The following is a 23,296-nucleotide window of genomic DNA, read 5'->3' on the forward strand; positions in this document are numbered from 1 at the left end:
CCTATTTTTATCGTAATTTGTGATATATAAAAGATACTATCCATCGATAAAATAGATACATCATGCGCTACTCTCCCGAAGCCCTTACCGCTTTTGTCGAAACCGTGGCTACCGGTTCGTTCTCCGCTGCGGCGCGACGCCTGCGCAAAAGCCAGTCCACTGTCAGCACCGCGATTGCCAATCTGGAAGCAGATCTGGGATTTGCCCTGTTTGACCGATCCGCCCGTCAGCCAGTGTTAACCGAACAGGGCGAGCAGGTGCTGGGTTACGTGCAGTCGATTCTGGCCGCCAGTGCGCGTCTGGACGAACTGGCCGTCTCCCTGACTGCCCAGACGGAAGCGCGGCTGACCTTTGTGCTCTCGGACACGCTCAACCCGGACGTGCTGGAGGATCTGATGATCCAGTTCGACAAGCGCTTTCCGCACACGGAATTTGAGTGTTTGATTGGCGAGGAAGAGGACGTCATCGATCTGCTGCAAAAAGAGCGTGCGCAGGTCGGCCTTACGGAAGCGCGCGATATTTATCCCACCGGGATCGGCGTGATCCGCCTGCCGATGCAAACCCAGATGGCGATCTATGTTGCCACCACCCACCCGCTAGCGGCGCAGGGAAGAGTGGAGGTGGATGAGCTGCACGGCTGGCGCGAACTGCAGCTGAGCACTTATCTGGAACGGGAAACCACCCAGGTGCGCGGCCCCATCTGGTCTGCGCCTAACTATTTGCTGCTCCTCAGCATGGCGGTGCAGGGCTTCGGCTGGTGCGCGCTGCCCTGTGCGCTGGTGGAAGAGTTCGCCGCGGCGAAAAGCCTGGTACAAATCAACGTTCCCGGCTGGCCGCGCACCATCGCCATCGATCTTCTGTGGAACAAACGAAGCCCGCCAGGCGTCGCCGGAAGCTGGCTGCGCCAGTATCTGCAGGACGCGCGCTAATCCTGTGACAAAACTCACTTTTTTTAAACAATTACGTTAATTGTTGATAACAATGCATCTACTATCAGCGGTGTCATTTTGCGCAGAGGTAGAGATGAAAGAGGTCGTGATCGTGGGGGCGTTGCGTACGGCAATCGGCTGTTTCCAGGGCGCGCTGGCTCGCCATTCTGCAGTGGAGCTGGGGAGCGTGGTCGTCAGGGCGCTGGTCGAACGCAGTGGAATTCCCGCCCATGAAATAGATGAAGTGATCCTGGGCCAGGTGCTGACGGCGGGTGCCGGGCAGAACCCTGCGCGTCAGGCGGCACTGAAAGGCGGGCTGCCGAATACCGTGTCGGCGATCACCATCAACGACGTCTGCGGTTCGGGTCTGAAAGCACTGCATCTGGCGACGCAGGCGATTCAGTGCGGCGAGGCCGATGTGATCATCGCCGGCGGCCAGGAGAACATGAGCCGCGCGCCGCACGTCCTGACGGACAGCCGCACCGGCGCACAGCTCGGCAACAGCCAGCTGCTCGATAGCCTGGTGCATGACGGCCTGTGGGATGCATTCAATGATTACCATATGGGCGTGACCGCAGAAAACCTGGCGCGGGAATACGGCATCAGCCGTGAGCTTCAGGATGCCTACGCGCTCAGTTCACAGCAAAAAGCGCGTGCCGCCATCGACTCAGGGCGTTTTCGCGATGAAATCGTGCCGGTGGACACTCTGCGCCACAACGGCGAGCTGCTGATTATCGATACGGATGAACAGCCGCGCACGGATGCCAGCGCGGAAGGGCTGGCTAAACTCAATCCTGCCTTTGAAACGCTCGGTTCGGTAACGGCGGGCAACGCCTCGTCGATCAACGACGGCGCAGCGGCGGTGATGATGATGAGCGAAAGCAAAGCCGAAGAGTTGAATCTGCCGGTGCTGGCGCGCATCAAAGCGTTCGCCAGCGTGGGCGTCGATCCTGCCCTGATGGGCATCGCTCCCGTATATGCCACGCGCCGCTGTCTTGAGCGCGCGGGCTGGCAGCTCAGCGATGTGGATCTGATTGAAGTGAATGAAGCGTTTGCCGCACAGGCGATATCGGTGGGGAAAATGCTGGAGTGGGATCCGAGCCGGGTGAACGTCAACGGTGGGGCGATTGCGCTTGGGCACCCGATTGGCGCATCCGGCTGCCGTATTTTAGTTTCGCTGGTGCATGAGATGACCAAGCGCAATGCCCGCAAAGGGCTAGCGACCTTGTGCATTGGTGGCGGGCAGGGCGTGGCGCTCGCCATCGAAAGATAACCGGACTGAAATAGGTCTCTTTTTAGAAGCCTCCTTATTGGAGGCTTTTTTGTGTGCGCTGAAATCTATTTTTACGCTTATGAGATGATTCTAAAGCCTCCAGTTAAATCCAGAAATTTCATATTCTGATCAAATATCCTCTTTTTGTGATCTTAAACCTGAAATTCCCTTTTAATACCCGATGTTTGTTGATGGGTGTCACGTCGATCTTTGCCAAAAAAATTGAAACAAATAATTACGATCTCGATCACTAAAATATCGTTATTTAAAAAATAAAATGCAATTTCATAAAAACGAAACATAATTTTATTTGAGGGTTTTGTCATGTTTAAAAAATCTCTGGTCCTTGCTTCTCTCGTTGGTGCGTCTTTCGCAGCTCAGGCTGTTACCGTAGATTTACGTCACGAATACATCGACAGCGGCTCAAACGCCGACCGTGTTTCCGTGTCACACCGCTTCGCCAATGGCTTAGGTTTTTCCGTTGAAGCAAAATGGAAATCAGGCGGCGATAAAGCCGACCAGCCTTTTGCGGATGTCGTCGGTAACGGCCACGAAGACCAGATTAGCTGGCGCTGGAAAGCCACCGACAATATTGCGCTGACACCGGCATTTACCATCGAAAGTAATGACAGCCGCACCATCTATAAACCGAATCTGCATTTGCAATACAGTTTCGACAGTGGCTTCTATGTGGCGGCCCGTTATCGTTACGAATATACGCGCTATCCTTCAAGCTCAAATAAAGACGACGATAAAGTTAACCGTGGCGATGCGTGGGTAGGCTGGGTAATGGGTGATTTCCGTACCGAGCTGAACTATGTCTACGCGAAGAGTTCAGAAGGGATGATTCGTAATAATAATAAAGATTACTCCAACGAATATAACGCTAAGCTGGCATACAAATGGGATAAAAACTGGGCGCCATATGTGGAAGTGGGCAACGTGGGCGTGAAAGAGACCGACGAACGTCAGACGCGTTTCCGTTTAGGTGTTGCATATTCCTTCTAAAAAATAATAAACAGTACCTCCGGGAAAAAGCCGGCTCGCATGAGCCGGTTTTTTTATGCCTATCGGCAGGGGGAATTCACCTGGTCGGGTCGAAATCACGAGCAAACAGATGTTCTTCAAACCAAAAAAAAGCCCTCCAGGAGGAGGGCAAGGCCAGTTACAGAAACACTAACTTAAATCATGCATGCAACATTTCAGGTTGCTCGGGGAGTTTCGCGATATAGAGAGCAGGTTTGCCGTCTTTATCGGAACTGAACAGCACCGCTTTATCATCCGGAGTAAAGGATGGATGCGGGTGGGTCACCTGCCGGCTGTTTGCCACGGTGGCCCAGGAGGTATCGTGACGGGCGATGCGGAAGTGCGCTTTTTTCGCCACGTCAAAGGCGTACAGATAAGGATCGTTATCGATGGTGTAACCGCTGGTGTCTTTCACATCCACCGGCGTACCAGAACCGTCGCCGACCAGCAGCGTGCCGTCAAAGTTGCTCATCAAATGAGAACAGGCTGGCATCTGCATGACCGCGTCGTTGACGCCGGTGTCCGGGTTAAAGCTGTAAATGGTGCGACCCTGCTGACCTTTCAGATACGAGACATACACCAGCGCAGAGCCGTTTGGCACCCAGAATTCGTGCGTGCAGCTTTCGCCTTCGGCATGCTCTTTCACTTTGCGCACATTGCTGCCGTCTTCGTTCACCATCCACATCCGCGCATCCACCAGGTCGTGCGGGCCTTCGTGGCAGAAGGCGACAGTATTGTCGTCGAACGGGCGATAGATAGGGTGGCCGAGCCAGTTTTTCTCTTCGTGAATGGTCGCGCTTTCACCGGTTTTCAGATCCACACGCAGCAGGCGGCAGTGTGGCCCTTTGTGGAAGAAGTCATGGAAAATTTTCCAGTCGTTCAGTGGCGTCCAGTCGCTTTTGGCGATCTCGATCCCGACCAGTTTGGTGCAATCGCTGTTGGCGACCCAGGTGCCGTAGCCGACCCACTCGTCGGAGACGCGATACACTTCGCGCTCGACCAGCGTGTCCAGATTCACTTCCAGCAGAGTGCGGTCGTTTTTGACGTAATAAAGGGACTTATCGTCCGGCGAGAGAAAACCGCCAAACGTATTGTCACCCGCGCCTTCCGTCAGCTGCACCGCTTCGGCTTTTTTCAGATCCAGCAGATAGTAGTTCCAGTGGCCGTCGAACTCTCCGGCGAACAGCAGATGGCTGCCATCATTAAAGAAGCACTTCTGATAAAAGTAGTTTCGATGACAGGTTACTTCCGGTGGGGTCAGGCGGGTAATTTCCACGCCTGTATCCGGATCGCGGCTGACGTCATAGTTCAGCTTGACCCGCATACCTTTAGCCATGATGCGCTCCTTTAATATGACCGCAGGATACTTTCTGCCAGTCAGATCTGAATGTGAGATAAGTTAAAAACTGAGTGTTAAATTATCAAAACATCGTTTCAATGTGTGTGACTGATGGCGCACTTTGTAAGAATAATTGTTTGTCGTGAGGGCTATCTTTGATTTTGAACCTGGAATGTTTTCTCTGCGGTCAAATCTTAAAGGTTTTATAATTGATTGTTTACTATGATAAATATTCTGCACCTGTTTTCCGTGTGCCACCTCTGTATCCCTGTCAACGCTTAACAATCGTGATCCAAACTACACTTCTGTTATTAAGATGCAGAAAAAGTGAAACATCGTTTTAAATGTAATTGAAAACCCATTTCGCAGCGGATACTATGTGCTCATAGAGAAAACGGAACGTTGTTTCGTTAATCATCCTTGCCCTCGGGCACGATCAATTCTGGAGGTAAATGTGGACGTCAGACAAAGCATCCACAGCGCGCACGCTAAAACACTGGATACTCAGGGTCTGCGCGATGAGTTTTTAGTTGAGAAGGTGTTTGTGGCTGATGAATACACCATGGTGTACAGCCACATCGACCGCATCATCGTCGGCGGGATCATGCCAACCACCAAAACCGTTTCCGTGGGTGGCGAAGTGGGTAAACAGCTGGGCGTCAGCTACTTCCTGGAGCGTCGCGAGCTGGGTGTGATTAACATCGGCGGACCGGGCACTATCACGGTAGACGGCACCTGCTATGAAATCGGTCACCGCGATGCCCTGTATGTCGGCAAAGGCGCGCAGGAAGTGGTGTTCGCAAGCATCGATAGCAGCAAACCGGCGAAGTTCTACTACAACTGCGCACCGGCGCATACGGCATACCCAACCAAAAAAGTCACTCCAGCGGATGTTGCGCCAGTCACCCTCGGTGACAACCTCACCAGCAACCGCCGCACCATCAACAAATACTTCGTTCCTGATGTGCTGGAAACCTGCCAGCTCAGCATGGGCCTGACCGAACTGGACCCAGGCAACCTGTGGAACACCATGCCGTGCCATACCCATGAGCGCCGCATGGAAGTGTATTTCTATTTCAATATGGACGAAGACGCCTGCGTGTTTCACATGATGGGGCAGCCACAAGAGACGCGCCATATCGTGATGCAAAACGAGCAGGCCGTGATTTCGCCGAGCTGGTCCATTCACTCCGGTGTTGGCACCAAAGCCTATACCTTCATCTGGGGTATGGTCGGTGAAAATCAGGTCTTCGATGACATGGACCACGTCGCTGTTAAGGATCTGCGCTAGTCGCGGGCAGTGAAGCATAAACCTGCCTGTTCGTGACAGGCTCTGAAAGATTAAGGAACAAACATGATTCTGGATGCATTTTCTCTGCAGGGTAAAGTAGCGGTCGTAACCGGGTGTGACACCGGTCTGGGCCAGGGTATGGCGCTGGGTCTGGCGGAAGCGGGCTGTGATATCGTGGGGATCAACATTGTTGAACCGACTGAAACCATCGAGCGCGTGACTGCGCTGGGTCGTCGCTTCCTGAGCCTGACTGCGGACCTGCGCAAAATCGACGTGATCCCTGAACTGCTGGATCGCGCCGTGGCTGAATTTGGTCATATCGATGTGCTGGTCAACAACGCCGGTCTGATTCGTCGTGAAGACGCGATCAACTTCAGCGAGCGCGACTGGGATGACGTGATGAACCTGAACATTAAGAGCGTGTTCTTCATGTCTCAGGCGGCGGCGAAACACTTTATCGCCCAGGGTAACGGCGGCAAGATCATCAATATCGCCTCCATGCTCTCTTTCCAGGGTGGCATCCGTGTGCCGTCTTACACCGCGTCAAAAAGCGCCGTGATGGGCGTGACCCGTCTGCTGGCAAACGAGTGGGCGAAGCACAACATCAACGTCAACGCGATTGCACCAGGCTATATGGCGACCAACAACACCCAGCAGCTGCGTGCGGATGAACAGCGTAGCGCGGAAATTCTCGACCGCATCCCGGCGGGCCGTTGGGGTCTGCCAAGCGATCTGATGGGGCCGATTGTCTTCCTGGCCTCCCCGGCATCTGACTACATCAACGGCTACACCGTTGCGGTGGACGGTGGCTGGCTGGCGCGTTAATTCTCGCCTTATAAAGAAAACCTCTGCCTGGTGCGGAGGTTTTTTTTGCCAAAAAATCAGCTTGTCCATATTCGCAAAGTCATAAAATCCATAGTGAAAATCCATGATGGATGCATATCACAACTTTATTGCTTATAAATTAATGCATTAATAATAAATGGTGATTAATTACCCAGAGTTGAAATTGTAATGTCCATCACAGATCGCTACTGCCCAGCCAAATAATCCATAACTTCGCGTCTAACAGCCTGACACTTTTGCTGGCTTTCTCGTAATTTCAGTTAACGTCTTAACGCTGTTCAGGCAGGAAATTATGACATCTATCAATGACTCTACCTTTATGCCCCGCGCCCTGCGCGATACCCGCAGAATGAATCTGTTCGTGTCCGTTTCAGCGGCGGTGGCCGGTTTACTGTTTGGGCTGGATATCGGCGTGATCGCCGGTGCGCTGCCGTTTATCACCGACCACTTTACGCTTAGCAGCCGTCTGCAGGAGTGGGTGGTGAGCAGCATGATGCTCGGCGCGGCGCTGGGTGCCCTGTTCAACGGCTGGCTCTCTTTCCGGCTGGGGCGCAAATACAGCCTGATGGTGGGGGCAGTGCTGTTTGTCGCCGGTTCGCTCGGTTCCGCGTTTGCCACAGGCGTTGAAGCGTTACTGCTTTCCCGGGTGCTGCTGGGCGTAGCGGTGGGGATTGCATCCTACACGGCCCCGCTCTACCTCTCTGAAATGGCGAGTGAAAACGTGCGCGGTAAAATGATCAGCATGTACCAGCTGATGGTGACGCTGGGTATCGTGCTGGCATTTCTTTCGGATACCTATTTCAGCTATAGCGGCAACTGGCGCGCAATGCTGGGCGTGCTGGCGCTCCCCGCCGTACTGCTGATGGTGCTGGTGATTTTCTTGCCAAACAGCCCGCGCTGGCTGGCACAAAAGGGGCGCCACGTGGAGGCGGAAGAAGTGCTGCGGATGCTGCGCGATACCTCGGAAAAAGCGCGCGAAGAGCTGAATGAAATCCGCGAAAGCCTGAAGCTGAAGCAGGGCGGCTGGTCGCTGTTTAAAGCCAACCGCAACGTGCGCCGCGCGGTATTTCTTGGGATGCTGCTGCAGGCGATGCAGCAGTTTACCGGGATGAACATCATCATGTATTACGCGCCGCGCATTTTCAAAATGGCCGGTTTTACCACCACCGAACAGCAGATGATCGCCACGCTGGTGGTGGGCCTGACCTTTATGTTCGCCACCTTTATCGCCGTATTTACCGTCGATAAAGCGGGGCGCAAACCGGCGCTGAAAATTGGTTTCAGCGTGATGGCGCTCGGAACGCTGATCCTCGGCTACTGTCTGATGCAGTTCGATAACGGCACGGCCTCCAGCAGTCTCTCCTGGCTCTCCGTCGGCATGACCATGATGTGCATCGCGGGTTACGCGATGAGCGCTGCGCCGGTGGTGTGGATCCTGTGCTCGGAAATTCAACCGCTGAAGTGCCGCGACTTTGGTATCACCTGTTCCACTACCACCAACTGGGTGTCGAACATGATTATCGGCGCGACCTTCCTGACGCTGCTCGACTCCATCGGCGCAGCGGGAACCTTCTGGCTCTATACGGTGCTGAATGTGGCGTTTATCGGCATCACCTTCTGGCTGATTCCTGAAACCAAAAACGTCACGCTGGAACATATCGAACGCAAGCTGATGGCGGGGGAGAAGTTACGCAATATCGGCGTCTGATTTTTGCTGCCCGGCGGCGCTACGCCTGCCGGGCTTTTTTTACACTCGCGCTAAATACAACGCCGGCATCCCTTCCTCATCCGACGTATACAACACCCACTGATTATCCGGCGAAAACGACGGGTGTGGATGCGTCACCTGGCGGTCCCCATCAAGCACTTTCCAGCTGGTGTTATGCTGGCAAACGGCGTATTGCGTTCCGGTCGCAATATTAAATACCCAGATAAAAGGATCGTTCAGGCTGATATCACCCGTATTGTGCGGCGCGCCGTCGCCCACGATCAGCGAGCCGTCGTGGTTACTCATCAGATGCGAACAGGGCGGGATTGCCATCAGCTGACGATTTTCCAGCGTCAGCGGATCGGCGCTGCAAAGATAGCGCTGAGGATCGTTCTCCTTGTGCGCGACGTAATAGAGTGCGGAACCATCCGGCACCCAGAATTCATGGGTAAAACTTTCCCCCGGCGCATGCTGGCGCACCTTGCGAAGCTGGCTGCCATCGTGTTTGATGAGCCACATGCGGGCGTCGATGGCATCGCGCGGTCCTTCGTGGCAAAACGCCACTGTGCTGTCGTCAAACGGACGATAGATCGGATGCCCGAGCCAGCGTTTTTCCTGCAAAATCACCTGCTGCTCGCCGGTGCGTAGATCAATATTGATCAGGCGGCATTCGGGCTGGGTAAAGTAAAACGCGCGGAACTTGCTCCAGTCGGTCAACGGCTGCCAGTCACGCTTTTTGATTTCGACCCCGACCAGTTTTGTGCAGTCTGAATTCGCGACCCAGGTGCCATACGCCACCCACTCGTCGTCGACCGCATACACAATCTGCTCTTCGAAACTGTCGAGACAGACGCGCCGCAGTTCGCGGTTGTTTTTCACATACCACAGCGCGTTATCATCATGAGATAAGAACCCGCCAAAGGTGTTATCACCCGCCCCGTCGGTGAGCTGGGTGGCCTGCTCTCTGGCGATATCCAGCAGGTAGTAGTTCCAGTGGCCCTCAAACGCGCCGCCAAAAATCAGCTTGCTGCCGTCCTGAGTAAAACACTTTTGATAGAAGTAGTTGCGATGACAAATGATGTGCGGGGGCGTCATCCGTATCACCTCGTGCCCCGTTACACTGTCCTGGCGCGTGCGAAAATTCAGCGGGATGATTTTGCCTTTCATAGCGTGTTCTCCGGATAAAAAAATACCCTGCCACCGGAGGTAGCAGGGTAGGGAAGGTCACAGGAATTAGCGCATCGCGCGTTTCAGGATACGTTCAGCCTGACGCTGGAAGTCGGTTGCGGTCTCTTCCACGGATTTCTGACCGTAGTCGAGGTACTGCAGGGAGGTGCCGAACTGCGCCACGATCTGCGGGTCGTCAAAGTATGGCGAGACAGAGAGTTTAGCTGGCAGAGACTGCGCCAGGCGCAGGCCCGCGACGGCCGGATCGTTCTCTTTGATTGTGCCGTCTTCTGTCAGGTATTTCACCGCCACTTTACTCAGCGGCACGCCGCGCTCCAGACCCAGCGTATCCACCCCTTCTTTGCTGTTCAGCAGGAAGTTAATGACTTTTGCTGCGGCTTCCGGGTTTTTGCTCGATTTACCGATGGAGAGCATCTGCGCCGGTTTGAAGAACAGGCCCGCATCCGTTGCGCCTGGCAGCATTGGGTAGCTGCCCAGCTCCAGTTTCGCCGGTGGCTTCAGGTTGTCGGAATACTTGTTAATGGTGGAGTTCCACATGTAAGTACCGCCCCATTCACCCTGGATCCACGGCTTCATTTCGTACATGTTGCTCTTGCCGAATGACGCGTAGTATTTGGTGTCTGGCATCACGTGGCTATCCACCAGATCTTTGTAAGTCTGGAAGAATTCCACCCACTGCTCTTTGCTGTAGGAGAATTTTTTCGCTTTTTCGTCAACGGCCGGAACGTTGTATTTCTGAATCATGTAGGAGTTCAGCAGTGCCAGGGTGTCCTGATGTTCCAGGACCACCGGGTAATACTGTTTACCCAGTTTGCTCTCAAAGGCTTTACCGGCGGCTTTCAGCTCGTCCCAGGTTTTCGGGTATTCGACGCCCGCTTTTTTCCAGGTCTCATCGTTAAAATAGAACACGCGCGCGGTCACGGAGATCGGGATACCGTTCAGCTTGCCGTCGACAGTGGTGGACTGCAGCTCTTTGGCATCGAACTGACTTAAGTCGATCACGTCTTTCATTTTGTTGAGATCGTAGAAGCCGTCGCCGGTTTTCGAGAAGATCGGCAGCCAGTTCCAGTTAGTCTGCATGACGTCCGGCTCGGTGCCGCCTGCAATCTGGGTGGTCAGACGCGACAGGTGGCCGTCCCAGCCGGTGTACTCGGCTTTGACGTTAATGTCCGGGTGCTGTTTGTGGAACTCTTCTAACGCTTTCAGGGTAACCTGATGGCGGCCATTACCCCCCACCAGGACATACGTAAATCAACATCTTGCGCCATCGATGGCAAAGCAGTAAGGCCCAGGGTAGCGGAGATTGCTGCGCTTAAAAGCACTTTTTTCATTTTTATAACTCCAGTTAGATTGAGATGTTCAGTTCAGTTTTTGCATCAAAAATGTGGCACTTATTCATATCAAACTTGAAATACACCTTACGATGAAGTCCTTTATCAATCATAGGCTTAGCTTCATCGGAAGGAATTCGGGCAGTCAGTTCGTAATCAGAGACTTTCAGGTAGACGAAGAACTCGTGACCCATGTTCTCTACGCGTACCAGCTCGCCGCTGCAGCTACCTTCTGCGAACGGCTCGTCAGAGACAGAGACGAATTCCGGGCGGATGCCGTAGAAGGTGTCTTGCGCCTGATGGCCGACCACTTTGTCGTGCAGGGTTTCGCTTAATGGCATCGTTTCATCGCCGATGCTCAGCGCCAGACGGCCCTGCTGATCGACCAGTCGAGTGGCGCGAATATTCATCTCAGGCGCGCCGATAAACCCGGCCACGAACATGTTTTTCGGTTTGTGGTAGAGGTTGTCCGGGGTATCCACCTGCATGATGTGACCGAGTTTCATCACGCAGATGCGGTCGCCCATGGTCATCGCTTCCGTCTGATCGTGGGTGACGTAAACGGTGGTCGCCGGTTTACCGGATTTCTTCAGCTGTTTGTGCAGGTCAGAAATACGGATACGCATCGAGGCGCGCAGCTTGGCGTCGAGGTTGGAGAGCGGTTCATCGAACAGGAACACGTCAGGTTTTTTGACGATGGCGCGACCCACGGCCACACGCTGTGCCTGACCACCGGAGAGCTGGCGCGGTAAACGGTCCAGCAACTCTTCCAGTTCGAGGATTTTCGCGGCTTCGTTGACCTGTGCTTCAATCTGATCTTTCGGCATTTTGCTGAGCTTCAGACCGAAGGCCAGGTTTTCACGCACGGTCATGTGCGGATAGAGCGCGTAGTTCTGGAACACCATCGCAATTCCGCGCTCTTTTGGCGCGAGGTTGTTGACGATCTTCTCACCGATGCGGACTTCGCCACCGCTGATGGTCTCAAGACCCGCCAGCATACGCAGAGTGGTCGATTTGGCGCAGCCGGATGGCCCGACGATCACCATAAATTCCCCTTCAGCGATTTTCAGGTCGATAGCATGTACCGCTTTGAAGCCGTTGGAGTAAACCTTTTCCAGTTTGTTGAAAATAACTTCAGCCATGATATTTCCCTCTTAACCTTTAATTCCGCTGCTGGTTACGCCCTGTACGAAGTAGCGCTGTGCCAGGAAGAAGACAATGATGGATGGCAGAATGGAGATGCTCGCCATTGCCAGAATTTCGTTCCACGGCGCACCTTCGGTGACGTCGATGGACATTTTCAGAGCCAGTGCAATCGGGTATTTATCCACGCTGTAGACATAAATCAGCGGCCCGATGAAGTCGTTCATTGACCACATGAACTGGAACAATGCGACGGAGATAATGGCCGGTTTCAGAATCGGCACCACCACATACCACAGCACCTGCAGGGAGTTGCAGCCGTCGATCTGTGCGGCCTCTTCCATGTCACGCGGAACACCGCGCAGGAACTGAATCAGCATGAAGACGAAGAACCCTTGGGTGGCGAACGCCAGCGGCAGGTACAGCGGCATATAGCTGTTCAGCATGCCCATTTCGCGGAACATCAGGTACTGCGGGATCAGCAGTACGGTGCTCGGCAGGAGCATGGTGGTGATGAGCGTGGCGAACCAGAATTTCTTCCAGGGGATCTCGAAGCGGGCAAAGCCGTACGCCACGATGGTGGAGGAGATAATGGTCAGAATCACTTTCGGGATCACATACTTAAAGGTGTTCAGCATGTAATGGCCAAAGTTGTACTCGGTACCGGTTTTCCAGCCGTTGATAAAGCCGTCCCAGGTGGCGTGTGCGGGCCACAGGCTCAGGGTGGTGAAGATCTCGTGGTTCGGTTTGAACGACGCCGAGAACATCCACACCAGCGGATAGAGCATCAGCAGGCCGACAAACAGCAGGATCACGTAGCGGATACTGGCGTTGATTTTCTCTTTGCGCAGCGTGCGGGCCACTTCGCGTTCCGCGATGCTTCTCGCCGTGGAGAGTTCCTGAATATCAGCCATTTTTGCCTCCCTTATCGGCAGAGTAGAACACCCAGTATTTCGAAGATTTAAAGGCGATAGCGGCAAAGACCGCGACGACCAGGAACAGGATCCAGGCCAGCGCTGCGCCGTAACCCATATCAAAGTACTTGAAGGCGGTGTCGTAGATGTAAAGCGAGAACAGATAGGTCGAATAGGTTGGTCCACCGCCCGTTATCACGTACGGACCGGTAAATTCCTGGAACGCCTGGGTGGTCTGCATAATGAAGTTGAAGAAGATCACTGGCGTAATGAGCGGCACGGTCACTTTCATGAACATCTGCCATTTGGAAGCGCCGTCGATCATCGCCGCTTCATACTGAGACTGCGGAACGTTTTGCAGAGCAGCCAGGAAGATGACCATCGCGGAACCAAACTGCCAGACGCGCAGTAAGGTGACGGACATCAGCGCCAGAGACGGTTCACCGAGCCAGTTCACCGGGTCCAGACCAAATACGCCGATAAAGCTGTTCAGCAGGCCATCAATCGCAAAAAGCGCGCGCCACAGAACGGCAATAGCGACGGAGCTGCCGAGGATTGACGGAATATAATAGGCCGTTCGGAAGAATCCAATGCCGCGTAATTTAAAGTTCAGGACAAACGCAATTCCCAGCGCAAAGGCCAGCTTCAGCGGGATGGTCAAAAATACATAGGCAAAAGTGACGCCCATGGATTTCCAGAAGAGGGTATCTTCTGTAAACATGTAGCGGTAGTTTTCAATGCCGTTAAATACCGGCGGGCTCATCAGATCGTAATCAGTGAAACTGAGAAAGAAAGATGAAACAAAGGGAAACGCGGTAAAGATTATCAACCCGATTATGTAGGGTGATATCCACGCTAGCCCCAGCATTTTGTTTTCATTCATACATACCTACCTGGCAATCAATGGTTTAAAACGGAATCTGCTGGTGGTGCTGCTACCCGCATCGGTTTTACGAGACGGGGAAGCGAGTGTTCGGTGTGCGTCGCACGAGGTCTACTCCATTTACCTGCTGATAAATAAGATGTTTTATCATTCCATTTGGACACGCCTTGTCTGGGTTTCAAAAACAAACGAACCGTTGTTCTTGATTTGTAAAACATCGTTTTAATTTATTTTATTGCGATTTGTTTCTGCGTCATTCTATTAATGATGGAAATGTGATCGCTGTCGAAACGCTGTTTCAATAAGGTGAGGTGGCTGGCAATTTTGACTTTTAGACAGAAGAAAAGCCGAAGGAGGAGATCGGTGACGGGTGAAACATGTGTCTTTGTAACATTCAATAACTCATTGCGACTAACTACTAAATTTCGTAGCGCATTCCTCATTTTTTGCTAACGCGCATTCAGATGATTCTTAGTTTCGGGTATCATCCATTTCCCCTAACTGTGATTGGCAGGATTTCACTGCAACTCAACCAGAAGAATTAGAATGTCTGCTATGGATATCAAAAAAAGCACGGAGCTGCATTTTGCCAGTTATCCACCCCCGGTCGTTGCCCAGAAAGAAATTGACCTCCTGGGGCTCTTCGAAATCTTATTTGCCGCCAGAAAGCGGATTATCGCTGTGGTTTTCGCTTTTGCTGTCGTGGGGCTTATCGCCGCCTTCCTGATGCCGCAAAAGTGGACCAGTAAAGCGGTAGTGACTCCCGCGGAGCAAACCCAGTGGAGTGACGTGCAGAAAATGCTGATCGCGCTGCAGGTGCTGGATGTCGATGTCAGCGTTAAGCGTTCGGACGTCTTTAACCTGTTTATCAAAAAGTTTCAGTCTCAGTCGCTGCTGGAAGAGTATCTGAAGACCTCCCCCTTCGTGATGGCGCAGTTAAAAGATGCTGAGATCGATCCGCAAGACTTGCATCGCGCGGCGGTGAATATTGCCGAACGCATGACCGCGACCGACAACGCAGCAGCCAAAAATTCCGATAAAGCGCCCTACGCGTCATGGACGTTGAGTTTTAGCGCGCCGACGGCGCAAGACGCGCAGATCGTCCTGAAAGGGTACATCGATTACATCTCTGCCATAGTTGAGAAAGAGACGATGCTCAACGTGCGTAACGCGCTGGAACTGAAAACGCAGATGGAAAAAGAGCGGCTGGAGCTGGACCGTGTCCGTCTGACGACGATCCATAACACCAATCTTCAGCGCCTTAACTACTCTCTGGAAGTGGCGAACGCCGCCGGAATCAAAAAGCCGGTCTACAGCAACGGTCAGGCGGTAAAAGATGATCCTGATTACTCCATCGCGCTGGGCGCGGACGGGATTGCGCAGAAGCTGCGAATTGAGAAATCGTTGAAAGATGTGGCCGAGCTGAATGCCGATTTCCAGAACCGCGAATACCATCTGGCTCAGCTGGAGAAGCTCTCCATCAATGATGTGAATTTCGAACCGTTCAAGTATCAGCTTTCGCCGTCGATGCCGGTGAAAAAAGACGGACCGGGCAAGGCACTGATCATTATCCTGGCCGCTCTGATCGGCGGAATCGTGGCTTGTGGCAGCGTGCTGATTCGTGAGGCAATGCATGCACGTTCACCGCTACCAGAGCATGAACTGGCGACGAACTAAATCGCATTGATGACGAGAAGGGCGGGGTAACGACCGCCCTTTTTTATTTATTTCAGGAAATCTTCGCGCACGGGGGTGAAGGTATCCAGCAGCGTGCCAGGTTTCAGGCACACGCAGCCGTGCATCACGTGCGGCTCTTTATAGAGAGTGTCGCCCGCCGTCACCACGTGCTTCTCTTCACCAATGGTGAACTCGAATTCGCCGGAGAGCACGTAGGTTAGTTGTTCGTGCGGATGGTTGTGCATCGGCCCAATCGCGCCCTGCTCAAAATTGACTTCCACCGCCATCATCTTGCCGTCATGCGCCAGAATACGACGCGTCACGCCATTGCCCAGATCCTCAAGCTGTGTCTCTTTGTGGAAAATAAACATCGTGGTGTCCTGTTAATTAGTGAAACATTGTTTTAATTAATTTATATCAGCGCGAGTGAAAAGGAAACGGCAAGCCAAATAACTGGAAACAGGATCACAAGTTTGCTTCACTGGAGAAATCTGAACAGGAGAACATATGAAAACGATTGGTCTGCTGGGAGGAATGAGCTGGGAGTCCACCATTCCTTATTATCGCCTGATTAATGAAGGCATCAAACAACGTCTCGGCGGCCTGCATTCGGCGAGCCTGCTGCTGCACAGCGTCGATTTCCATGAGATAGAGGCCTGCCAGGCCAGCGGCGAGTGGGATAAAGCGGGGGAGATCCTCGCACAAGCCGCCCTCGGGCTGGAGCGTGCGGGCGCGGATGGCATTTTGCTCTGTACCAACACCATGCACAAAGTGGCGTCACATATTGAGGAAAGCTGCTCGCTGCCGTTCCTGCATATCGCCGATGCCACCGGGCGGGCCATAACCGCCGGCGGGATGACGCGCGTGGCGCTCCTGGGGACACGCTACACCATGGAGCAGGATTTCTATCGCGGGCGGCTGGAGTCACAGTTCGGCATTGAAAGTCTGATCCCCTCCGAGGCCGACAGGGCACGCATCAACCAGATCATCTTTGAAGAGTTGTGCCTCGGTACCTTCAGCGACGCCTCCCGCCACTATTATCTCGGCGTGATCGATAAACTCGAGGAGCAGGGCGCTGAAGGGGTGATCTTTGGCTGCACCGAGATTGGCCTGCTGGTTCCGGCTGACGACAGCGCGCTCCCGGTCTTTGACACCACGGCAATTCATGCCGCCGATGCCGTCGAGTTTATGCTGTCGTAAGTGGCTAGTTTTGCAGGTCCGGTAACTGCTGCTCCACCCGGTGGGAGTGCTCCACCAGATGCGCCGTAAATGCATCGACCAGCGCAGACGCCGGACGATGCAGCGGACGAATCAGGCTCACGGTAAAGGGAACGGAAATGCTAAAACGGCGGATCACAATCCCGCTTGCGGCATAGTCCAGCGCCGTGAGCGGATTCACCACCGCAATTCCCACGCCCGCCCGCACCATCGCGCAAATGGACGCCGCGCTGTGGGTCTCCACCACCATCCGTCGTTTCACCTGATGTTCCTGGAACAGCGTATCCAGCAGCTGTCGGTAGCTGTCGGTCTGTGACAGGCTGATATAGTTTTCGCCGTGGAAATCCGCCGGTGTCAGCACGTTTTTGCTGGCAAGGCGGTGGCCCTCAGGCAGCACGCAGACTTCATCCAGAGACAGCAGTTCAGTGCGCTCCGTTCCCGCAGGTGTGACCAGGGTTTCGGTCAGGCCTAAATCGTGGCGCTGTGCCGAGAGCCACTCTTCAAGCAGCGGCGACTCCTGCGGCACAATAGTGAGGTTGACGTCGGGATAGCGGGCGAGAAACGGCTGAATCAGCGGCGGCAGGAACGACTGGGAAAAGACCGGCAGGCAGACAATCGACAGCTCGCCCTGGCGGAATTCCCGCAGACTCTCCGCTGCACTGACGATGCGGTCCAGGCCGTACCACGAGCGCTGAACTTCTTCGAACAAGCGCAAACCCTGCACCGTCGGATGCAGCCTGCCGCGCGTACGCTCAAACAGCGTAAGCCCTAACACTTTTTCAAACCGCGCCAGCTCGCGGCTCACCGTGGGCTGCGAGGTGTGCAGCATCTGCGCGGCTTCGGTCAGATTACCGGTGGTCATCACCGCGTGAAAAATTTCGATATGGCGTAGGTTAACGGCGGGCATAGGGCACCTGTTTTGATCGGTAAGCCATATCATTTTTGCATAGACTCGCGATAAAACGATATTTTTTATTCTCTTCGCGCTGTGGCGTAATGTTAAAAAAATGACGTTACCCGGAGAACACCATGCCACGCCCACTGAACAGTACCGATACCGATCTGAATGCCGAGAACCTGCTGCGCTTACCCGCTGAGTTTGGCTGCCCGGTCTGGGTTTATGACGCGCAGATCGTTCGCGAAAAGATTGCGGCGCTGCATCAGTTTGACGTGGTGCGTTTCGCGCAGAAAGCCTGCTCTAATATCCATATTCTGCGTCTGATGCGCGAGCAGGGCGTGAAAGTGGATTCCGTTTCGCTGGGTGAAATCGAACGTGCGCTGGCGGCGGGGTATGATCCGAAGCACGACAGCGAAGCGATTGTCTTCACCGCTGACGTGATTGACAGCGCGACGCTCGCCCGCGTGCATGAGCTGCAGATCCCGGTCAACGCCGGTTCGGTGGATATGCTGGAACAGCTGGGGCAAGTTTCGCCGGGCCACCGCGTGTGGCTGCGAGTCAATCCAGGTTTTGGTCACGGGCACAGCCAGAAAACCAACACCGGCGGTGAAAACAGCAAGCACGGCATCTGGTATACCGACCTCCCTGCGGCGCTGGAAGTGCTGCAGCGCTACAACCTGACGCTGGTGGGCATTCACATGCACATCGGTTCCGGCGTCGACTACGGTCATCTTGAGCAGGTGTGCGGCGCGATGGTGCGCCAGGTGATCGAATTCGGTCAGGATCTGGAGGCGATCTCCGCCGGTGGCGGCCTGTCGATCCCGTATCGCGAAGGGGAAGAGGCGATCGATACAGATCACTACTACGGCCTCTGGAGCGCGGCGCGCGATAAAATTGCCGCCCATCTGGGCCATGCGGTCAAACTGGAAATCGAGCCGGGACGTTTCCTGGTGGCAGAGTCCGGTGTGCTGGTTACTCAGGTCCGCAGCGTGAAGGCGATGGGGAGCCGACACTTCGTGCTGGTGGATGCAGGCTTTAACGATCTGATGCGCCCGGCGATGTACGGCAGCTATCACCACATTACCGCGCTGGCGGCGGATGGTCGTGATTTAACGCAGGCGCCGCGGGTTGATACCGTGGTCGCCGGTCCGCTGTGCGAATCGGGCGATGTCTTTACCCAGCAGGAAGGGGGTAAAGTGGAAACTCGCGCGTTGCCTGTCGTTGCGCCGGGAGATTACCTGGTGCTGCACGATACGGGGGCGTATGGCGCGTCGATGTCGTCTAACTACAACAGCCGTCCGTTGCTGCCAGAAGTGCTGTTCGATAACGGCGTGGCGCGGCTGATTCGCCGTCGCCAGACCATTGAAGAGCTGCTCGCGCTCGAACTATTTTGAGGTGTAAAACGGCCCTGTCGTGACCGAATCGCGCAACATGAGCGTGCCGGTAAACGGCGGGATCGTCTCGATCGGCTGGTGGTTAGCCAGCCGAACCGCCTGATCTATAGCCGTGACGATCATATTATCGATTGGCAGATAGACAGTGGAGAGGGCGGGTTCCAGCCATTTGGCGCTCGGCGCGTCGTCAAAACCAAACAGCGAAATGTCCTGCGGAATATGCAGCCCGGCCTGATGCAGCGCTTTGGACGATCCGAGCGCCATATCATCGTTACAGGCGAACAGGGCGGTAAACGGGACTTTCTCGCTGAGCAGCTCGTTGCACAACTCATATCCCCGCGTCATGCCCGCATCCCCATACTTCACCCGACGATCGTCCCAGGCAATGCCGTGTTTTTCCAGCGCCTGACGATAGCCCATCAGACGTGCTTTACCCGTTGGCGTATGAATCGGCACTGTAATGCAGGCGATCTCCCGATGGCCCTGGCTAATCAGATAATCGACCGCTTTAAACGCCGCTTCCTGCTGCTCGAAAAACACGCATCGATCGCGCGCCAGACTGACGTCGCGGTTAATCACCACCAGCGGCATTTTCACGCTGTTGATAAGCTTCATGATCGCTTTTTCGCTCATATAGCGCGTGTACAGCACAATGGCGTCGCACTGGCGGTCTGCCAGCATTTGCACTGCCTGCTCTTCACGCTCAGGCGCGTCATGGCCGTCGGTGACGATCAGCTGCTTGCCGTGCGTTTCCGTCTGGCGCGACGCCTGCTGCAGCAGACGACCAAAGTAAAAACCGTCAAAGGTTGAGACCACCAGACCAATGCTGTTGCTGGTCTGGTTCGCCAGCGACTGCGCGAGGAAATTTGGGCGATAGCCCAGCTCTTCCATCGCGTTAAATACCTGCTGACGCGTACTCTCTTTGACCTGACCTGTGCCATTCAGCACGCGCGAAACCGTGGCTTTCGACACACCCGCGCGTAGTGAGACATCCAGCATTGTTGCCATTAGACATTCCTGCATTCACGTAATCGTCCGCAGTTTATCACAGACCCTCAGGCGCATAAGCGAGACGGCGAGGGGAAAATCCCTATCGCGATCACGGTTCAGCATAAAACGGGGTAACTGGCATACCAAAGTGGTGAAAAATCATGATTTGGAATACCTCTGGCCGCATTGAGAGTTGAATCACAGAACCCTGAGCGACCTGAAGCTATTTTTGGTATGCCAATAGTATCCGGCTGTACACCTTATTCTCTATCCAGGCGGCTTCATGTGGCAGGAAGGCGGCACCCGTACCCATCCCGATGCACTTACGTTAGGCAGCGGTTTGGGTGAGTGGGTGCAGCCAAAAGCCTGCAACGTGAAAGGCGACGGGTATAAAAGCCCTTTTACTGAGGTATTACCTTATGGCAGTGCAGGAAAAACTGATCGACGCTCTGGGCAGTTTCGCCACTAAATTCAACAGCTATCGCTATATCATGGCGATAAAATCCTCGTTCATTACCTTAATGCCAGTCATCATTGTGGGCGCCTTCTCGGTGCTGATTTCCAACATGGTGCTGGACCCAAAAAACGGCCTCGCGAGCTTCCAGTCCCTCTCGTTTCTGGCGGCGCTTAAGCCGATCACCAGCGCGATAAACTACGCCACGCTGAATTTTCTCAACATTGGCGCGGTGTTCTTAATTGGTATTGAGCTTGGGCGTATCAACGGTATCAAATCGCTGTTTCCGGGCCTGCTGGCAGTGATCTGCTTTATCTGTGTCACGCCGACCACCGTCGAAATGCTGGTCGACGGGCAGATGCACGTGGTGAAAGATGTGCTGCTACGCCAGTTCTCGGATACCCGCAGCCTGTTCCTCGGCATGTTTATTGCCATTCTCTCCGTAGAGGTTTACTGCTGGCTGGAAAACCGTCCAGGGCTGAAAATCAAAATGCCTGATACGGTCCCGCCAAACGTTTCAGCGTCGTTCTCGGCGCTGATCCCGGCGATTATCACCACCACCGCCATAGCGACCTTCGGTTTTATCTTCCATCAACTGACCGGTATGTACCTGTATGACGCGGTCTATCAGGTGGTGCAGCAGCCGCTTGAGCGCGTGGTGCAGAGCCTGCCGGGTATTCTGTTGCTGATGTTCGTCGCGCAGCTTTTCTGGGTGATCGGCATCCACGGTAATCAGATGATCAAACCGATCCGCGAGCCGCTGCTGCTGGGGGCGATCACCGTCAACATGAGCGCCTTTGAGCAGGGCAAAGAGATCCCCAACATCATTACCATGCCGTTCTGGGATGTGTACATGAGCATCGGCGGATCGGGTTTGACCATCGGCCTGCTGATCGCGGTGATGATTGGCACGAAGCGCAAAGAGATGCGTGAGATCGCCAAGCTCTCTATCGGGCCGGGGATTTTTAACATCAACGAGCCAGTGATCTTCGGTATGCCAATTATGCTCAACCCCATCCTTGCGATCCCGTTCATCATCACTCCGCTGGTGACCGGCTCGATTGGCTATTTCGCGACCGTCACCGGTTTCGCCGGAAAAGCCGTGGTGATGGTGCCGTGGACTACGCCTCCGCTGATTAACGCCTGGCTGTCGACGGCGGGATCGATGGGAGCGGTGATCACCCAGCTGATCTGTATCGTCACCGCCGTGCTGATCTATCTGCCGTTCGTGAAAATGGCCTCACGCCGCGCGGAGCAGGCGGCCCTGCAGGCGCAAAGCCAGCAAGCGACAAATAACGTATGAGGATCTCATGAGCACAAAACACATCTCGATCCCGCAGGATTTTATTCTGGGTGCCGCTGCGTCGGCCTGGCAAACGGAAAGCTGGAGCGGCAAAAAAGAGGGGCAGGATTCGTGGATCGATCTCTGGTACAAAAACGATCGTCACGTCTGGCATAACGGCTACGGCCCGGCGGTGGCGACCGATTTTATCAACCGCTTCCGCGAAGACGTGGCGCTGATGAAACAGGCCGGGCTGACGCACTATCGCACCTCTATCAACTGGTCGCGGTTTTTGACCGATTACGAAAACGTGACCGTCGATGAAGAGTACGCGGCGTATTACGACGCTCTGTTCGACGAAATGCACCTTCAGGGCATCGAGCCGATGATCTGCCTGGAGCACTACGAGCTACCGGGCGCGCTGCTGGAAACCTACGGCGGCTGGGCCTCAAAGCAGGTGGTGGAACTCTTTGTGCGTTACGCCGAAAAAGTGTTTGCACGTTATCACGGGAAAGTGACGCGCTGGTTCACCTTCAACGAGCCGATTGTGGTGCAGACGCGTGTTTATCTCGACGCGCTGCGCTGGCCCTACGAGCAGAACACAGGCACCTGGATGCAGTGGAACCATCACAAAGTGCTGGCGACGGCGAAAGTGGTGAAGCTGTTCCGTGAGAAAGGCTACCGGGGAACCGTGGGCTGTATCCTGAATCCGGAAGTGACCTATCCGCGCTCGAAAGCGCCCCATGACGTGCGCGCGGCAGAGATCTACGATCTGTTCTATAACTGCGTCTTTCTCGACCCGCTGGTACATGGGCGCTATCCACAGGCGCTGTTTACCTTACTTGAGCAGCACCATGTGCAGTGGGAGTACAGCGCGGATGAGCTGGCAATCATTGCCGAAAACACCGTCGATGAGCTGGGGATCAACCTTTATTATCCGCACCGGGTCAAAGCCCCGTCGCGGGCCTGGCATCCGGAAACGCCCTTCCATCCGGCCTACTACTACGAACCGTTCGAGCTGCCGGGGCGCAAAATGAACGCCTCGCGCGGCTGGGAAATTTATCCACGAATCATCTACGACATGGCGATGCGTATCAAAAACGACTATCGCAACATCCCGTGGTTTGTGGCGGAAAGCGGAATGGGGGTGGAAAACGAAGGGCAGTTCCGGGGCGGCGACGGGGTTATTGCCGACGATTATCGTATCGCGTTTATCAGCGAGCACCTCTATTACACGCTACTGGCGCGCGAAGAGGGAGCGAACTGCCACGGCTACATGCTGTGGGCGTTCACCGATAACGTCTCGCCGATGAACGCGTTCAAAAACCGCTATGGCCTGATTGAAATCGATCTGGCCGATAACCGCGCCCGCCGGGCGAAAAAGTCGGCGGCGTGGTTCCGAAAGCTGCGCGATGAACGCACGCTGACGCTGACTGTCGATGATGAATGGAAATAGGCTAATCACGACGCAGGTTCTGGTAAAATAGCCGCCAACTGGCCGGGAGGATGCCC

At 54.5% G+C, this 23,296-nt stretch carries 19 protein-coding genes and 1 pseudogene; 11 read left to right on the top strand and 9 right to left on the bottom strand.

The features are described 5' to 3' along the window. Positions 1–62: 62 nt before the first annotated feature. The 3 genes from DAI21_RS09025 to DAI21_RS09035 all read left to right on the top strand — a co-directional run bounded on the left by DAI21_RS09025 (position 63) and on the right by DAI21_RS09035 (position 3,210). Positions 63–929 carry a LysR family transcriptional regulator gene (locus DAI21_RS09025; protein ID WP_100779054.1) on the top strand — a complete coding sequence of 289 codons (867 nt, stop codon included), beginning with the start codon at positions 63–65 and terminating at the stop codon, positions 927–929. Positions 930–1,023: 94 nt separating this feature from the next. After that, positions 1,024–2,202 carry an acetyl-CoA C-acetyltransferase gene (locus tag DAI21_RS09030; protein ID WP_100779055.1) on the top strand — a complete coding sequence of 393 codons (1,179 nt, stop codon included), beginning with the start codon at positions 1,024–1,026 and terminating at the stop codon, positions 2,200–2,202. A gap of 324 nt (positions 2,203–2,526) precedes the next feature. Further along, positions 2,527–3,210: an oligogalacturonate-specific porin KdgM family protein gene (locus tag DAI21_RS09035; protein WP_100779056.1), complete on the top strand. Its 684-nt coding sequence runs from the start codon at positions 2,527–2,529 to the stop codon at positions 3,208–3,210. A gap of 178 nt (positions 3,211–3,388) precedes the next feature. Here the strand turns inward: DAI21_RS09035 and DAI21_RS09040 are convergent, their stop codons facing one another. After that, the gene (locus DAI21_RS09040) at positions 3,389–4,564 is read right to left on the bottom strand and encodes an oligogalacturonate lyase family protein (RefSeq protein WP_100779057.1); all 1,176 of its coding nucleotides are present in this window, start codon (positions 4,562–4,564) and stop codon (positions 3,389–3,391) included. Between the two features lie 457 nt (positions 4,565–5,021). Here DAI21_RS09040 and kduI point away from each other — a divergent pair, with 457 nt between their 5' ends. The 3 genes from kduI (at position 5,022) to DAI21_RS09055 (ending at position 8,412) form a co-directional block, all read left to right on the top strand. Then, on the top strand, positions 5,022–5,858 hold the full coding sequence (kduI, locus tag DAI21_RS09045) for a 5-dehydro-4-deoxy-D-glucuronate isomerase (protein ID WP_100779058.1): 837 nt from the start codon (positions 5,022–5,024) through the stop codon (positions 5,856–5,858). Between the two features lie 63 nt (positions 5,859–5,921). After that, a complete protein-coding gene (gene kduD, locus DAI21_RS09050; protein ID WP_100779059.1) occupies positions 5,922–6,683 on the top strand; it encodes a 2-dehydro-3-deoxy-D-gluconate 5-dehydrogenase KduD in 762 nt (253 codons plus the stop codon). 310 nt (positions 6,684–6,993) lie between these two features. Next, on the top strand, positions 6,994–8,412 hold the full coding sequence (locus tag DAI21_RS09055; protein ID WP_255409579.1) for a sugar porter family MFS transporter: 1,419 nt from the start codon (positions 6,994–6,996) through the stop codon (positions 8,410–8,412). Between the two features lie 39 nt (positions 8,413–8,451). On the opposite strand, the gene DAI21_RS09060 is transcribed toward DAI21_RS09055, so the two are convergent. The 5 genes and pseudogenes from DAI21_RS09060 to DAI21_RS09080 form a co-directional block, all read right to left on the bottom strand. Then, positions 8,452–9,579: an oligogalacturonate lyase family protein gene (locus DAI21_RS09060; RefSeq protein ID WP_107702905.1), complete on the bottom strand. Its 1,128-nt coding sequence runs from the start codon at positions 9,577–9,579 to the stop codon at positions 8,452–8,454. A 66-nt stretch (positions 9,580–9,645) separates the two neighbouring features. Beyond that, positions 9,646–10,931: pseudogene (locus tag DAI21_RS09065) on the bottom strand (ABC transporter substrate-binding protein). Positions 10,932–10,945: 14 nt separating this feature from the next. Beyond that, complete coding sequence (locus DAI21_RS09070; protein ID WP_107702906.1) at positions 10,946–12,073, bottom strand: ABC transporter ATP-binding protein; 1,128 nt, start codon at positions 12,071–12,073, stop codon at positions 10,946–10,948. Between the two features lie 12 nt (positions 12,074–12,085). Then, positions 12,086–12,988 carry a carbohydrate ABC transporter permease gene (locus DAI21_RS09075; protein ID WP_100779064.1) on the bottom strand — a complete coding sequence of 301 codons (903 nt, stop codon included), beginning with the start codon at positions 12,986–12,988 and terminating at the stop codon, positions 12,086–12,088. Then, positions 12,981–13,871, bottom strand: coding sequence for a carbohydrate ABC transporter permease (locus DAI21_RS09080; RefSeq protein ID WP_100779065.1), 891 nt, complete (start codon positions 13,869–13,871; stop codon positions 12,981–12,983). Before DAI21_RS09080 ends, DAI21_RS09075 begins: the two co-directional genes overlap by 8 nt. Before the next feature lie 546 nt (positions 13,872–14,417). Here DAI21_RS09080 and wzz(fepE) point away from each other — a divergent pair. Continuing rightward, entirely contained in the window at positions 14,418–15,548 is a 1,131-nt protein-coding gene (gene wzz(fepE), locus DAI21_RS09085) for an LPS O-antigen length regulator Wzz(fepE) (protein WP_107702907.1), read from the top strand. Between the two features lie 47 nt (positions 15,549–15,595). On the opposite strand, the gene DAI21_RS09090 is transcribed toward wzz(fepE), so the two are convergent. After that, entirely contained in the window at positions 15,596–15,919 is a 324-nt protein-coding gene (locus DAI21_RS09090; protein WP_102104682.1) for a cupin domain-containing protein, read from the bottom strand. A 136-nt stretch (positions 15,920–16,055) separates the two neighbouring features. Between DAI21_RS09090 and DAI21_RS09095 the strand changes: the two genes are divergently transcribed. Beyond that, positions 16,056–16,748: an aspartate/glutamate racemase gene (locus DAI21_RS09095; protein ID WP_107702908.1), complete on the top strand. Its 693-nt coding sequence runs from the start codon at positions 16,056–16,058 to the stop codon at positions 16,746–16,748. A gap of 4 nt (positions 16,749–16,752) precedes the next feature. Here the strand turns inward: DAI21_RS09095 and DAI21_RS09100 are convergent, their stop codons facing one another. Next, positions 16,753–17,673: a LysR family transcriptional regulator gene (locus tag DAI21_RS09100; protein ID WP_107702909.1), complete on the bottom strand. Its 921-nt coding sequence runs from the start codon at positions 17,671–17,673 to the stop codon at positions 16,753–16,755. Between the two features lie 122 nt (positions 17,674–17,795). On the opposite strand from DAI21_RS09100, the gene lysA reads away from it, so the two are divergent. Further along, positions 17,796–19,058 (top strand): diaminopimelate decarboxylase, encoded by a 1,263-nt coding sequence (lysA, locus tag DAI21_RS09105; RefSeq protein WP_102104679.1) that lies wholly within the window; start codon positions 17,796–17,798, stop codon positions 19,056–19,058. Here the strand turns inward: lysA and DAI21_RS09110 are convergent. Beyond that, on the bottom strand, positions 19,050–20,066 hold the full coding sequence (locus DAI21_RS09110) for a LacI family DNA-binding transcriptional regulator (protein WP_107702910.1): 1,017 nt from the start codon (positions 20,064–20,066) through the stop codon (positions 19,050–19,052). The two genes, lysA and DAI21_RS09110, sit on opposite strands and share 9 nt — an antisense overlap. A gap of 401 nt (positions 20,067–20,467) precedes the next feature. Between DAI21_RS09110 and DAI21_RS09115 the strand changes: the two genes are divergently transcribed. Both DAI21_RS09115 and DAI21_RS09120 read left to right on the top strand, forming a co-directional pair. Then, complete coding sequence (locus tag DAI21_RS09115) at positions 20,468–21,805, top strand: PTS sugar transporter subunit IIC (RefSeq protein ID WP_100779073.1); 1,338 nt, start codon at positions 20,468–20,470, stop codon at positions 21,803–21,805. Between the two features lie 7 nt (positions 21,806–21,812). Next, positions 21,813–23,240: a glycoside hydrolase family 1 protein gene (locus DAI21_RS09120; RefSeq protein WP_107702911.1), complete on the top strand. Its 1,428-nt coding sequence runs from the start codon at positions 21,813–21,815 to the stop codon at positions 23,238–23,240. Positions 23,241–23,296 lie beyond the last annotated feature (56 nt).

The organism is Lelliottia sp. WB101 (assembly GCF_003051885.1).
Lineage (GTDB): Bacteria > Pseudomonadota > Gammaproteobacteria > Enterobacterales > Enterobacteriaceae > Enterobacter > Enterobacter nimipressuralis.

What these genes read in the sequence shown, in the direction of transcription:
- DAI21_RS09025 (WP_100779054.1), top strand. Translation starts at nt 63, where the DNA reads ATGCGCTACTCTCCCGAAGCCCTTACCGCTTTTGTCGAAACCGTGGCT.
- DAI21_RS09030 (WP_100779055.1), top strand. Translation starts at nt 1,024, where the DNA reads ATGAAAGAGGTCGTGATCGTGGGGGCGTTGCGTACGGCAATCGGCTGT.
- DAI21_RS09035 (WP_100779056.1), top strand. Translation starts at nt 2,527, where the DNA reads ATGTTTAAAAAATCTCTGGTCCTTGCTTCTCTCGTTGGTGCGTCTTTC.
- DAI21_RS09040 (WP_100779057.1), bottom strand. Translation starts at nt 4,564, where the DNA reads ATGGCTAAAGGTATGCGGGTCAAGCTGAACTATGACGTCAGCCGCGAT.
- kduD (WP_100779059.1), top strand. Translation starts at nt 5,922, where the DNA reads ATGATTCTGGATGCATTTTCTCTGCAGGGTAAAGTAGCGGTCGTAACC.
- DAI21_RS09060 (WP_107702905.1), bottom strand. Translation starts at nt 9,579, where the DNA reads ATGAAAGGCAAAATCATCCCGCTGAATTTTCGCACGCGCCAGGACAGT.
- DAI21_RS09070 (WP_107702906.1), bottom strand. Translation starts at nt 12,073, where the DNA reads ATGGCTGAAGTTATTTTCAACAAACTGGAAAAGGTTTACTCCAACGGC.
- DAI21_RS09075 (WP_100779064.1), bottom strand. Translation starts at nt 12,988, where the DNA reads ATGGCTGATATTCAGGAACTCTCCACGGCGAGAAGCATCGCGGAACGC.
- DAI21_RS09080 (WP_100779065.1), bottom strand. Translation starts at nt 13,871, where the DNA reads ATGAATGAAAACAAAATGCTGGGGCTAGCGTGGATATCACCCTACATA.
- DAI21_RS09090 (WP_102104682.1), bottom strand. Translation starts at nt 15,919, where the DNA reads ATGTTTATTTTCCACAAAGAGACACAGCTTGAGGATCTGGGCAATGGC.
- DAI21_RS09095 (WP_107702908.1), top strand. Translation starts at nt 16,056, where the DNA reads ATGAAAACGATTGGTCTGCTGGGAGGAATGAGCTGGGAGTCCACCATT.
- DAI21_RS09100 (WP_107702909.1), bottom strand. Translation starts at nt 17,673, where the DNA reads ATGCCCGCCGTTAACCTACGCCATATCGAAATTTTTCACGCGGTGATG.
- lysA (WP_102104679.1), top strand. Translation starts at nt 17,796, where the DNA reads ATGCCACGCCCACTGAACAGTACCGATACCGATCTGAATGCCGAGAAC.
- DAI21_RS09110 (WP_107702910.1), bottom strand. Translation starts at nt 20,066, where the DNA reads ATGGCAACAATGCTGGATGTCTCACTACGCGCGGGTGTGTCGAAAGCC.
- DAI21_RS09115 (WP_100779073.1), top strand. Translation starts at nt 20,468, where the DNA reads ATGGCAGTGCAGGAAAAACTGATCGACGCTCTGGGCAGTTTCGCCACT.
- DAI21_RS09120 (WP_107702911.1), top strand. Translation starts at nt 21,813, where the DNA reads ATGAGCACAAAACACATCTCGATCCCGCAGGATTTTATTCTGGGTGCC.